Origin of the sequence: Halorientalis persicus (assembly GCF_900110215.1) — an archaeon.
Lineage (GTDB): Archaea > Halobacteriota > Halobacteria > Halobacteriales > Haloarculaceae > Halorientalis > Halorientalis persica.
This window is the reverse complement of record NZ_FOCX01000011.1, coordinates 40,080-52,218: the sequence shown is the minus strand read 5'-3', so window position 1 is coordinate 52,218 and position 12,139 is coordinate 40,080. Positions and strand designations below refer to the sequence as shown.

Below are 12,139 nucleotides of genomic sequence, written 5' to 3'. Positions count from 1 at the left end.
GTTATGCGACGCTACGGCTCTCGATCACGATGCCGGTCCCCGAGCGGACCGAGTACCCGATGGAGTCACCGACCTGTTCACCCATCCCGGCGAACCGCTTCACCGAGATCTGCCGGCGCACGTCGTTGCCGACCTCGACCATCTCGAGTTCGAGGAACACGTCCGCGATGGATCGGAACGGACCGATGGCCTCCTCGTCTAGCGTCGAGGGATCGACGGTAAGGACGATCACTTTCCCCCGGGAGATCACGTCCCGGAAGAAGCCGATAATCTCCAGAGCGGCCTGGCGCTCCTCGTTCTGTCGAACTAGCGCCTCGAATTTCGGGTCGTTGCGCAGGATGGAGTCGAACGTGTCGATGATGATCACGTCGGTGCCCCACATCACTTCGGCCTCCATGAGACGCTTGAGCAGTTCCTTGCGGTCGCCCTCCTCCTCGTCGCCGCCGGTCAGCGTGTTCGTGTCGCCGATGTCGGCGTGGAGGAACAGACAGTTCTCCTGCAGGAGGTGATCGACCATGTCGTAGGACAGCGAGTGCATCTGGTCGAGGAAACTGCCCACGGTGAGTTCCGTCGACAGCATCGTCACCGAGTGGCCCTCCTCACAGAGACCGTAGGTGAACCGCTGGCTCATGGCGCTCTTCCCGGCCCCGTAGTCGCCCTCGACGAGGACGATACTCCCGGGCGGGATGCCGCCGCCGAGTTCCTTGTTGAGCCGGTCGTGATCCGTCAGGCCGAGCGAGTAGAGATCTTGTGTTGCGATACTCATATGCGGAACCTAAACACCTCCTCGTCTTCGTTGATGATGACCTTCACGCGGTGGTCACCGGACGAGAGCCCGCCGCCGTCGTTCGGACTGATCTCCAGCCGAACCACGTCGCCGGGCCCCCAGCCGTCGGCCCCGTCGAGCAACGTCACCGTCACGTCGGTCTCGTACCGGCCGTCGACCAGCACGTCGATGGCTTCAGATTCGTCTCGTAACTCCCTGGATCCCGTGTTTTTGACGTAGATGGTGATGTTCTCCGTCGTCTCGTCGTAGACGGCGGCCGACCCGCTGTCGCTGATCACTTCGATGTCCGTCCGGACGTTCTCACTGACCGATAATCCGCGATCGTCGATGGCCTGACTCACCTGACTGATGCTGTCGGTGAACACGCCAGCGACGCTCGCGGCGATCACGATGGAGGCGATGAACAGGATCATATGCGAGACGGAGACGCTCGCCATCAGTTACGCACCTCCGTCAGCATACTGACCCCCCCGTGACCGGTTTCGTCGCCGCGACGCCCGGACCGCTGACGACCTTGACGCGCTGGGGCGTCCCGTCGGCAGTGACGTTGAGCGACAGGCGCTCGGCCGGGAACCAGTCGCTGGTGTTTTCGTCGCCCTCGACGGTGGTCTCGGACTGCCAGCCCGTCCGGTAGACGCCGTCGACCAGCACGTCCGTGTCGTCGATGGTCAGCGTAGTCTGGCCCTCGTTGGTGACGTTGACCCGGACGGTACAGGGCGTCGTGTCGATCACGTCGGCCGCCGTGACGGTGATCGAAGTCTCCTGAAGGCGGTCGAAGCGCTCGTTCTGGCCGTCGCTGGCCGCCCGAACGCGCTCGAAGGAGTTGGCCGAGGCGCTGTAGAACACGCCGAAGGCCAGGAGCGCACCGACCACGATCACGGCGAACGACGAAGTCACGCTGACACCCATCTCAGTTCACCTCCTCCGTCCGGGCGACGCCGTTGCCCGTGACGACGGTCACCCTGGCCGGCACCTCGCCGGTCCGGACCGTGATGTTGAGCTGTTCGCCCGGCAGCCAGAGCCGCGTGTCGTCCTGTCCGGCGACGGTCGCCGCGGCGCGCCAGTCGGTCACGTACTCGTTCTCGATCAGGAAGTCGGTCGCGTTGAGCCCGACCGCAGTCGCGCCGGTGTTCTCGACCAGCACCGTGAGCCGGTCGGTGGTCCCGACGTACTCGGCCGACGTGACGTTGATCGCAGTGTTTTCGGTCTCGAGGGCGTCGTCGGTCCGGGCCTCCTGTGCGTCCGAAACGCGCTCGTACCCGTCGGAGACGGCCCCGTAGAGGATGCCAAAACCGATGAACATCCCGACGAAGATGATCGCCGCCGAGCCGCTAATGCTGAAGCCCATCACCACCACCTCCACGGGCCAACAGTCGCATGGCCGCCCCGTCGGCGGCGTCCTCGCCCAGTTGGCTAATGTAGCGGAGACTCTGGGTGTGGTGATCGATCGTCAGCGATCCACCCGACCCGCCGCCGTCGAATCCCGACAGGAACGACCGTAGCTCCGTCGCCACCGACTCACTGAGCCAGTCGATCCGCTCGTAGTACTGGATGGCTTCCGCCGTCTCGCGCACGTCCGACTCCGCGACGAGGTACTCCAGCCACTCCATGACGATCAGATCGGCCGCGTACCCGTCCGGGAGCGCCCGGAGGTACGGCTTCCCCGGCCCGTCGTCCGTCGCGGTTCCGTCCGTTTCGGGCGCGCTCTGCTGGTCCGTCACGGGGGCGTCGGTGGTCGCGGCCGCGGGCTCCGGTTCAGGCTCTGGTTCGGGTTCGGGTTCTGGCTCCGGTTCGGGTTCTGGCTCCGGTTCGGGTTCTGGCTCCGGTTCGGCGTCCAGCTCGGGCTCCGGTTCCGAATCCACCTCCGGGTCGGGCTCGGTCTCGGCGGCCATCGCACCGGCCCCGTCGGCCGTCTCGTCGGCTCCGTCGTCGTTGCCGTCGTCACCGGCCGACGGGAGGACGTCGTCGACGTCCGTGGACTCTACGACGTCACCGTCCATGCTCTCTTCGGCGTCGCCGAGGTCGTCGTCCAGGTCGCCGAATCCGTCGTCGAAGTCGTCGCCGTCCTCCAGGTCGTCGGCGGGCTCGACCACGGGCTCGTCCTCGTCGTCACCGTCGTCCGCGGCGTCGTCGGGCTCTTCGCCTTCGGCCCAGTCGGCGTCACCGGATTCGTACTCCTGTTTGAGTTCCTGAAATGACTTCCCGCCGTCACCGTCACCGCCGCCATCGTCGTCGCCACCGTCGTCGAAATCATCGAAATCGTCGCCGCCGTCGTCGAAGTCGTCCATGTCTCCGAACTCGTCCATGTCGTCGCCACCGTCGTCGAAGTCGTCGATGTCTCCGAACTCGTCCATGTCGTCACCTCCGTCAGCACCGTCGTCACCGCCGTCGACGACGTCGCTGACGCCGCCGAGGTCGTCACCGACGTCCTCCACGCTGTCGTCATCCTCGTCCTCCACGAGGTCTTCGTCGAAAAAGCCCTCGGCGTCGGCGTTGGCGATCTCGTCGTCGATCTCCTCTTCGTCGTCGCCGTCGTCGTCGTCGCTGAACAGGCCGAAACTCCCGTCTTCCAGACCGCCGCCCGCGCCGGCCTGAATGTCGTCGGCGAAGGGATTGACGCCACGAGTGACCATCTCGTAGATGTCGAGCAGCTTCCGGATGTTCTCGTCCAGGTCCTGCACCTGCTCGCCGATCTGCTCGTTCTCGTTGCGGACGGTGTTGACGGTCGACTGGAGACTGCCGACCTCGTTTTCGAGTTCGTCCAGCCGGTTCTCCAGTTCGTCTGTGGCCGGACCGCCACCGCCGCCGTCCATGTCGCCGAACCCGTCGCCGTCGTCGTCGAAGCCGCCGAGGTCGTCGTCGCCGCCGAGCCCGCCCAGGTCGTCGAGGTCGTCACCGCCCTCGTCGGCCATCAGGCCGCCGTCATCGCCCATGTCGTCGCCCATATCGCCGCCCATATCGCCGCCGAGATCGCCCTCTTCCTCCTCGTCGGAGAGTATCGAGTCGAAGACGTTCTTGATACTCATCCCGACGACGCCGCTGGCCACGAGCGCCACCAGCGGGGCCAGCCCCTCCGGGACCAACCCTTCGGCACCGGCGGCGAACACGAACGCGACCGGGCCCGCGGCGAGACTACTCATCACTGTCAGTATTCGCCCCTTACGGCCTTCAACCTGTCGCTTATAGTATCATGAGTGATACTCGTCAGACGCTTCAACTGGAGATTTCGGGCGAATTAGCCGAAATCGGGTTTCAGACACACCCACGGCCGATAGGCCGTCGTTCCCGCTATCGCAGGTTCTGTTATCACCGATAGAAACACTCGTCGTTTAAATACCCGCGAGCGAATCAGATCGTTTTGCTTCCCTTGTTGGCACTTTTGACCGTGAGTTCACCGGACGCTCCGTCGAGGCGGAGCGATCGGCCGTGATCGCCGCCGACGTCCTCGCTGACGAGGGGGACGCCGAGGTCGTCGAGGGTCGCCTCGACCTGCTCCATGTTCCGGACGCCGATGCCTGACCCGTTCTCCGAGAAGTCGAGCATATCGCTGCCGCCGGCCACTTTCGCGCGGATGCTGGCACGGCTCGCACCGGCACGTTCCATCTCCAGCAGGAGCGTCTCGATGCCGGTGTCGGCGTACTTGGCGGCGTTTGGGTCCTCGACGCCGTCGGCCGACGGGAGCATCACGTGGACGAGGCCAGCGACGCCGGCCGCGTCGTCGTACAGTGCGACGCCGAGACAGGAGCCGAGGCCGCTGGTCGTCAGCGTCGCGTCGCTGGTCGTCACCTCGTACTCCGCGATGCCGACCTTGACCCGTTCCTGTTCGGGACTGCTTGCCGTCTCCGAACTACTGTCGTATACTTTCATTCGAAGATCCGTTCCACGTCGGGGTCAGTCTCGTCTTTCCGTGCGACATCGAGGTCGTCGAGGGCCTGCCGGAGCTCGGCGTCGTCGGGGAGCGCGTGAATCTCACAGCCGAACTCGAGGTCGGCCGTCTGCATCCGGGACTCGATGATGAACGCGTGTTCCTGGTGCTGGCCGACCTGGGCCGCCAGCGGGTCGATGATCGCCCGCCCCATATCGTGGACGACGCGGGGCGGCGTGTGATCGACGGAGGTCTCGAGGACGTTCGCCCAGCCGTCGATGAACCCGCTGGTCATGATGTTGCCCATCTCCTCGATGGCACTCTCGTGCATATCGGTGAAGCCCTCGCCGTCGGGTTCCATCGGCATCAGCGCCTCCGCGACGTTCATCGCCGACTCCTCGTCGAACAGGATCATCAGGTACCCGCTCGGGGTCCCCGAGAACTCGACGGCGGTCCCCACGTAGGCCTTGTTGTCGACCTGTTTGGGCACGTCCTCGACGGGTGCGAAACTGATCTGGGTCACCTCCGCGTCGGTCTCGATGCCGGTCATCTGCGTGACGTTGGCCGCCGCCGTCGCGGTCCCCTCCTTGGTCATCTCGTTGAACACGGAGAGTTTGTCGACCGGGATGGCGTCCTCGCCGGTCCCGCTGTCGGCCATCAACTCGGTGAGTTGATCGTAGGCCGGCAACATATAGATATAGAAGCTGAGATCCTCGCCGGGCCACTCGATGTGGCTCTTGAACACGAACACCTGCTCGTTCGGATCGTCGCCGACCGGGAGTACGTCCGCGCCGGTCGCCTCCACGTACCGCGGTGGCGAGTGTTCGATGGTCGTCCCGAGGAAGTCGGCCCACCCGTCGATGAAGCCGCTCATCATGATGTTGCCGATCTCCTTGACGCTCGACTCGACCATCTCGTCGCCGGCCGCACCGCCCGGCAATGCCTCGACGATGGGGCCAGTACAGGCTTCCTCGAAGACCAGCGTCGTGTCGCCGACCAGCGCACCTTCGAGATCGAACCCGATGCCGACGAAGGACTGTCCGGCGAGTTCCTCGCCGATGTCGGCCCGGTCCATGAGGGTGATCTTGGTCACCTCCACGTCGGCCTGGATGCCCGTCATCTGGGCCAGCATGGCCGTCGCCTGCTGGGATCCCTCGTAGGCGAGCTGGTTGAACGTCTCGAGCGACTGGATGTCGACTTCCATCCTACGCCCCAACTGCGTCCTCGATCGCCTCGATCACGCTGGGCTTCTGGAAGGGCTTGGTGATGTAGCCGTCCGCACCGGCCTTGACCGCCTCCTTCATCTTCTCTTCCTGACCGACACTGGTACACATGATGACCGTCGCGTCCGGATCGCCGTTCTTGATCTCGTCCGTCGCCTCGATCCCGTCACGGATCGGCATCACGATGTCCATCATGACCAGATCCGGCCGCTCTTCTTTGTACACCTCGACCGCCTCGACGCCGTTCTCGACCTCCCCGACGATCTGGTGGTCCTCCTCCAGGATCTCCCGCAGCAGGTTCCGCATGAACTCCGAATCGTCCGCGATCAGTACCTCTGACATTGTTACCGATTCGTACTGCGAATATCGGCATAAACCCTTTCGTCAGATTATCGCGTTTGAATACGAGCTACGCGGGTAATCTTCGGCTTACTTGCGGACCGGGACGGTCGCGTTTCGCCGGTAGACGGTCTGGGTCCCCTCGAAGCTCTGGACCCGGACGACGACGGTCGCGCGATAGCTCTCGTTTCGGATCCGCGCGTTTGTGAACGCGCGGTCGTCCATCCGGAGCGTGATGCGCCCGTCGACGCGTTCGTTTAGCGGTTCCGACACGGACCGTTCGAAGTCGAGCCGGGGGACCGAGACGGAATAGAGCAACCGCGGCCGGTCCTCGACCCGCCGTACGTCGACGACCGCAGGGGGAATCCGGAGATAGGAGACGTTGGTTCCGAACCGGCCGGGCGTAATCGCCAGGTCGACGGTCGGATCGCCGACGACGGTCGCGTTGGCGGTACCTTCGCCGAGCTCGGCCGCACCGCGGGTTTCGGGCGTGAGGTCGACGATCCCGACGAGCGGTCCCGACAGGACGAGGACAGCGAGAACGACGGCGACGGTGCCCAACTGGAGCCGCCGGACCGGCGGGAGCGAGCCGTCAGCCATGCGTCGCCGGCGTCGATGGCGTCACAGTTTGAACCCCTCGTCTTCCCGGATCTCCGCGAGCAGGTCGGCGATGGAGTCCTCGGGCGAGAGGTCCGTCGATTCGAGCGTCCGGACGATGGCGTCGGGCGGGTACCGGATCGGGACGTTCGCTTCCATCAGCAAGATTCCGAGCACCTCCTCGACGGGCGTGTTCCGGTCGATCTGCTGGGCGTACCACATGACGAGGCTCTCGAAGATGGTGACCACGTCGTTCGAGACCATCCGTTGCTGAGTCACCTCGCCGTCGAAGGCCGCGGTGATGTCGAACCCGTACCGGGAGTTGGCCGCCTGCATATCCTCGGTGAGCCACTCGTGAACCGTCCGTGCCGTGAGATCCGGCTCCGGTTCCGGTTCGGGCTCGGGCTCAGGTTCTGGTGCCGGTGCCGACGGCGCACCGGCCGGTTCGGGATCGGTGTCGGGTTCTGGCGGGACGGGGCGGTCGTCGGTCGTCTGGCCTTCGATCTGCCCGGTCGGCTCGGACCCGGTGTCGGCGATAGGGTCGCCCGACGAGACGACGTAGCGGCCGTCGTCGAGTTCCTTGACCCGTTCGTCCTCGGCGATGTCGAGCTCCTCGGGTGAGAGGACGGGCCCCTCTTCGGGGTCGCCACCGGTCGGCTCCTCGTCTGGGCCCGGCGTCATGCTAGGGTCTGCCGTGACCGAGGGCAATAATTCCGTCGGTGGATTCAGTCGTCACTGGCCGGTGTGAAGAAAACGAAAAGTGTGTGCGCGGTTACAGCGTGGCGGCGGACTTGCCACTCAGCGATTCGGGGACGGTCAGCCGAACCGTCGAGACGGACCCGGACTGGGTGGTAATACGGATCGTCGCCGTATCGCCTTCTTCGAGTCCGTCTCCTCCATTAATCGGAATTGCGTTCGTCGGGAAAGCAGGATCTTCTGAGTAGATATCTCCGACACTGATAATGATCTTCGCCCGGTCGTCCGGACTGTTGATTACCGGAGCATCCCCGGAGAGGGAACTGTCCTGGTCTTTGATTGCGACGTGACTAAAGGTCCCGTCAGGGTTGTTGTTATTATCATCACTATTGGCCACGTTTTCGTGAACCAGATCGTACGTCCCGGAGTCGTCGACCCACTGCATCGTCACGCCGGTGAGGTCGATGTCCTCTGCCCCGGGAGCTTTGGTGGCGATCATCTCGACACCACCGACGACCAGTTTATCACCAGTTATTTCTTCGACCAGCCCGCTGGACTGCTGGACCGCCAGCCGGTTGGTGACCTGTTGACTCGATTGTTGACCCGTCTCTTCTGACTGACTCTGCAGGAAGCCGGCCGTGTTGATCAGGACACCCGCCGCGATCGCCGCGACCAGCACCATCGCGATGAACACGATGAGGGTCCCGATACCGACCTGACCCCGATCTTCGTCTTCTTTGAATATCTCGAACATGGTTTTTGTTACCTGTGCCCGAGCGACCGTCACGGCCGACCCGGACTCTACACTGACAGAATCATGTCTTGGTAATAAACCTGACCTGCCAATTATCGAGTGTGAAAACAGACGATTAGCTGGCGATTACAGAGATTTGAAACGGCAATCTGGAGAGTTTGGAGATGATAATCGGACCCGCATCGCGATTTTATCGATGATAATACTCGCGCCGTCGGGTGGTTCGGCCAGGGAGGGCGACGGGAGCTGCGATCACTCGTAGGTGACGAGGCTGTACATCACGAACAGGTACCCGAACGTCGTCAGCCCGCTGTTGACCAGCAACAGCCAGCGGGTCCCCGAGAAGTCGTTGATGAACGCACTGATCATCGTCGCGGCGGCACCGGCGACGGCCAGCGAGAAGCCCAACGAGAGGTGCAACATCGCCTGTCGAGACGTTTGTACGTACGCGCGGATGGCCATGCCGACCATCGTCAACCCAGCCACGACGAAGACCAGGGTGGAGGCGGCATAGAGGATTTCTACTGTCATCACAATCTGTCCCTACGACAATAGAGGGCCGACCCACACCTTAAATCCACCCTTGAAAATATCTCTGCTGATAACTACTCGTTACAGACGGGCGAAAATCGCAAGACGGCAGCGCCCCTCTTTTCCCCCAGCGGATCAAGTACTGAAATTAGCTCTCCGAGAGCGTCCGCCACGCCTCGTCGAGTTTGTTGGTGACTTCCGACCGCTCCTCGACGGCTACGGACAGTTCCCCCGAGAAGTCCACCGTAATCTCGTCGACGTTGCGCCGGTAGACCTTGATCCGCCGGCGGTCGTCCGAGAGGATGTTGTCGTGGAGTTCGAGCAGGTCGTGCTCGGTCAACTCGTCGATCCGGCGGTAACAGGTGGCGATCGGAATGTCGAGTTCCTCGCTCAATCCCTGTGCTGACTGGGGCTCGTCGGTCGCCTCCAGAATCTCGGCGCTGTACTTGTTTCCAAGCGTTCGTAGAACCTCAGCAGGTGGCATTGATTATCAGATAATGAATTTACCCAAGTATAAAATTGACGGGTCGAACAGCCACTCGAAACGGGCCGCGATCTGGTGTGTGGCCGCGGATTTCAGATCTTCGTAACCGGACAGGAGCCGATTACAGCCGTTATCGAAGCAAATAACGAGAGGTAGAGCGGTTCAGATCGGGGATTCGTCTTCACTCATCATCGAGAACGCGCTGGCGTTCTGGTGGATCGTGATCCCGCCGTGTTCGATCTCCATCGGGAAGATGTCGGTCTCGATGTTCTGTTTGCGCATCTTCGCCACCCAGACGTAGCGGTTGACGCCGGACTCGGTCGGCGTCTGGATCAGGTAGATGTTCCCGTCGGTGAGGTAGTTCTCCAGCCCGATGTCGGTATCGGGGAACACCGCGCCCTGTTCGTTCGTCATCAGCGTCGTCAGTTCGTTCTGCCGGAGGATGTCGGTGAACTTCAGCAGGTAGGTCCGTTTCTCCTGTTCGTTCTCGAAGAACAGCTGGAACATCGTCAGCGAGTCCAGTACCATCCGCTGGTAGTCCTCGTCCTGGATGTCGTCGAGCAGCAGGTCCAGCGAGGAGGTGAAATCGTTCTCTCGGAGCAGGACCTGTTTGTCGAACACCTTGATGTCGCCGTTCTCGACGTGGTCGGCCCAGTTCTCGAAGCCGATTGACTCGGCGGCCTCACGGATGTCCGCCTCGTTTTCCTCGAAAGAGAGATAGATCCCCTTCTCGTCGAACATCTCCACACCGTTGTAGATGTACTGCAGTCCCAGGATGGACTTCCCGGCCCCCGGATTCCCGCTGACCAGCGTCGTCGAGTTCTTGACGATCCCACCGTTGAGGATCTGGTCGAGTCCGTCGATCCCCGTCTTCGTTAGCTCGATCATGTTCTCTTGGAGAGGCGTACACGCCGCGAATTAAAAAAGGGTCCGCCGTCGGGGCAGAAAAACCTTGTTCTCTAACTGGTCGTCAACGGCGGACAGACGTGGGCTCGGGGCTGTATCTGTCCAGTGACAGGACGGCTTACTTGTGGACGGCCTGTGGATCGACCCAGATGACGAACCCCTCCTCGTCGTCGTCCTCGTGGTTGATGACGCCCCGAACCGCCTCGCGACCGCTCTCGGGCGCTTCCTCGATGGTGTCGGGGTCGAGCTTGACGACCTGGTGGACCTCGTCGACGAGCCACCCGGCAGCCTTCCGGTCGGCGATGATCTCGGGGTCGAACACGATGATGCGCTGGGCGTCGGCGTCGGCCCCGTTGACGTCGAAGATCGTCTTCGGGTCGACGATGGCCGTCGTGCGCCCGCGCAGGTCCATCACACCTTTCACGTAGTCGGGTGCGTTCGGGAGCCCGGTCAACTCGCCCACGTCGACGATCTCGGTCACGTAGTCGATGTCGACGCAGTACGTCTCCGGGCCGAGTTCGAACTCCAGTACCTGCCCCGTCGCCTCGGCGGTGTCCGTCGGTGTCGCCTGTGACATAGTAGATTCGACCGTCGCCGTCGGTCTACTCCCAACTGAACGCGGATCCGGACTTAAGATTGGCCCCTGGGCTATCACATTTGATTACGGGGGCGGTGTCTTTATTGGGTGCTCGCGGATACCTCCGGGACAGAACTCACGGATGCCGAAACGCCCGACGCGGACGGACCGTCTCGCACACACAACGGCGACCGTCAGCGACGCGCACCCCCGTCGCGACCGGCCGTCCGGTTCCCACGGAGGGAGCTGAATGGCACGGGCGACCCGGGCCGTCGTCACCGACGATTCCCACTTCATGCGCAGCGTCATCTCCGATATGCTCGAGGAGAGCGGCGTCGAGGTCGTCGCGGAGGCACGCAACGGTCGCGAAGCGGTCCGTGCCGTCCGCGAACACGAGCCCGACGTGGTGACGATGGACGTGGAGATGCCCGAGATGAACGGCATCGAGGCCGTGGAGGAGATCATGGCCACCGCGCCGACGCCCGTTCTCATGCTGTCGGCCCACACCGACGAGAACGACGATGTGACCTTCGAGGCCCTGGAGAAGGGCGCGGTCGATTTCTTCACCAAGCCCGGCGGAGAGGTCTCGATGGAGATGTCCCGGCTGGAAGACCAGCTGGTCGAGATGGTCCAGTCAGTGGCCGAAGTCGACGTGCGCGTCGGTCCGGGCACCGACGCGACCACGCCACAGGAGGCCTACACCGAGGCCGTCGAGGCCGCCGAGACGGCGACGGCCGGGACGACGGCGGACGCCGACAGGGCCGACGCCGGGAGCGTCACGGAACCGGCGGCGTACGTCGACAACCCGACGCTGTTGCTCGGATCGTCGACGGGTGGCCCGACGGTCGTCGAACGGATCATGGCCGAACTGCCCCTGGAAGCGGGCCTGCGTGTGCTGATCGTCCAGCATATGCCGGACGGGTTCACGGGTCGGTTCGCCGAGCGTCTCGACAGCCGGAGCGACTACGACGTGGCCGAGGCGACCGACGGCGCACGCATCGGCAGCGGCGAGGCGCTGGTCGCCGCCGGCGGCAAACACATGGAAGTTACCAACTACGCACGCGGGCGACTCCGCGTGGCGCTCACGGAGGCACCACCGGAAAACAGCGTTCGTCCGGCCGTCGACGTGACGATGCGGACCGCCGCCGACTGCATCACGGACCCGATGGTCGCGGTCATCCTGACCGGGATGGGGACCGACGGTGCCGACGGTGTCCGCGCCGTCGCGCGGGCGGGGGGCCACGTGATCGCCCAGAACGAGGCGAGTTCGGCAGTATACGGGATGCCGAAACGAGCCGTCGAGACTGGCGTCGTCGACGACGAGCTCGCACTGGAGTCGATCACCGACGCCGTACTCGACGCGCTTACGGAGGCCTAAAC

General features: G+C 63.5%; 16 protein-coding genes. 1 reads left to right on the top strand and 15 read right to left on the bottom strand.

Annotated features, from left to right (window positions below):
• Nucleotide 1: 1 nt before the first annotated feature.
• The 15 genes from BMX17_RS12875 to BMX17_RS12805 all read right to left on the bottom strand — a co-directional run bounded on the left by BMX17_RS12875 (nucleotide 2) and on the right by BMX17_RS12805 (nucleotide 10,759).
• Complete coding sequence (locus tag BMX17_RS12875; RefSeq protein ID WP_092660674.1) at nucleotides 2-766, bottom strand: archaellum protein ArlH; 765 nt, start codon at nucleotides 764-766, stop codon at nucleotides 2-4.
• Nucleotides 763-1,224, bottom strand: a complete 462-nt coding sequence (locus BMX17_RS12870; RefSeq protein ID WP_092660672.1) for an archaellum stator protein ArlG — start codon at nucleotides 1,222-1,224, stop codon at nucleotides 763-765. Before BMX17_RS12870 ends, BMX17_RS12875 begins: the two co-directional genes overlap by 4 nt.
• Nucleotides 1,225-1,240: 16 nt before the next feature.
• Nucleotides 1,241-1,696 carry an archaellum stator protein ArlF gene (locus BMX17_RS12865; protein ID WP_092660670.1) on the bottom strand — a complete coding sequence of 152 codons (456 nt, stop codon included), beginning with the start codon at nucleotides 1,694-1,696 and terminating at the stop codon, nucleotides 1,241-1,243.
• 1 nt (nucleotide 1,697) lies between these two features.
• Nucleotides 1,698-2,135: an archaellum stator protein ArlF gene (locus BMX17_RS12860; protein ID WP_092660668.1), complete on the bottom strand. Its 438-nt coding sequence runs from the start codon at nucleotides 2,133-2,135 to the stop codon at nucleotides 1,698-1,700.
• The gene (locus BMX17_RS12855) at nucleotides 2,119-3,927 is read right to left on the bottom strand and encodes a FlaD/FlaE family flagellar protein (protein ID WP_092660666.1); all 1,809 of its coding nucleotides are present in this window, start codon (nucleotides 3,925-3,927) and stop codon (nucleotides 2,119-2,121) included. The genes BMX17_RS12860 and BMX17_RS12855 overlap by 17 nt, the downstream gene beginning before the upstream one ends.
• A gap of 208 nt (nucleotides 3,928-4,135) precedes the next feature.
• Nucleotides 4,136-4,654 carry a chemotaxis protein CheD gene (locus tag BMX17_RS12850; RefSeq protein WP_092660664.1) on the bottom strand — a complete coding sequence of 173 codons (519 nt, stop codon included), beginning with the start codon at nucleotides 4,652-4,654 and terminating at the stop codon, nucleotides 4,136-4,138.
• Complete coding sequence (locus BMX17_RS12845; protein WP_092660662.1) at nucleotides 4,651-5,856, bottom strand: chemotaxis protein CheC; 1,206 nt, start codon at nucleotides 5,854-5,856, stop codon at nucleotides 4,651-4,653. The genes BMX17_RS12850 and BMX17_RS12845 overlap by 4 nt, the downstream gene beginning before the upstream one ends.
• A 1-nt stretch (nucleotide 5,857) precedes the next feature.
• Nucleotides 5,858-6,217: a chemotaxis protein CheY gene (gene cheY, locus BMX17_RS12840; protein ID WP_092660660.1), complete on the bottom strand. Its 360-nt coding sequence runs from the start codon at nucleotides 6,215-6,217 to the stop codon at nucleotides 5,858-5,860.
• A gap of 87 nt (nucleotides 6,218-6,304) precedes the next feature.
• Nucleotides 6,305-6,814, bottom strand: coding sequence for a hypothetical protein (locus BMX17_RS12835; RefSeq protein ID WP_092660658.1), 510 nt, complete (start codon nucleotides 6,812-6,814; stop codon nucleotides 6,305-6,307).
• 21 nt (nucleotides 6,815-6,835) lie between these two features.
• Complete coding sequence (locus BMX17_RS26135; RefSeq protein ID WP_092660656.1) at nucleotides 6,836-7,492, bottom strand: DUF7500 family protein; 657 nt, start codon at nucleotides 7,490-7,492, stop codon at nucleotides 6,836-6,838.
• 91 nt (nucleotides 7,493-7,583) lie between these two features.
• Nucleotides 7,584-8,261 (bottom strand): archaellin/type IV pilin N-terminal domain-containing protein, encoded by a 678-nt coding sequence (locus BMX17_RS12825; protein WP_092660654.1) that lies wholly within the window; start codon nucleotides 8,259-8,261, stop codon nucleotides 7,584-7,586.
• A gap of 252 nt (nucleotides 8,262-8,513) precedes the next feature.
• The gene (locus tag BMX17_RS12820) at nucleotides 8,514-8,792 is read right to left on the bottom strand and encodes a DUF7521 family protein (RefSeq protein ID WP_077206593.1); all 279 of its coding nucleotides are present in this window, start codon (nucleotides 8,790-8,792) and stop codon (nucleotides 8,514-8,516) included.
• A gap of 148 nt (nucleotides 8,793-8,940) precedes the next feature.
• Complete coding sequence (locus BMX17_RS12815) at nucleotides 8,941-9,276, bottom strand: ArsR/SmtB family transcription factor (protein ID WP_092660652.1); 336 nt, start codon at nucleotides 9,274-9,276, stop codon at nucleotides 8,941-8,943.
• Between the two features lie 162 nt (nucleotides 9,277-9,438).
• Nucleotides 9,439-10,164, bottom strand: coding sequence for an RAD55 family ATPase (locus tag BMX17_RS12810; protein WP_092660650.1), 726 nt, complete (start codon nucleotides 10,162-10,164; stop codon nucleotides 9,439-9,441).
• Nucleotides 10,165-10,300: 136 nt separating this feature from the next.
• Nucleotides 10,301-10,759, bottom strand: coding sequence for a chemotaxis protein CheW (locus tag BMX17_RS12805; RefSeq protein ID WP_092660648.1), 459 nt, complete (start codon nucleotides 10,757-10,759; stop codon nucleotides 10,301-10,303).
• A gap of 250 nt (nucleotides 10,760-11,009) precedes the next feature.
• Between BMX17_RS12805 and cheB the strand changes: the two genes are divergently transcribed.
• Nucleotides 11,010-12,137 (top strand): chemotaxis-specific protein-glutamate methyltransferase CheB, encoded by a 1,128-nt coding sequence (cheB, locus tag BMX17_RS12800; RefSeq protein ID WP_092660646.1) that lies wholly within the window; start codon nucleotides 11,010-11,012, stop codon nucleotides 12,135-12,137.
• Nucleotides 12,138-12,139: the final 2 nt, after the last annotated feature.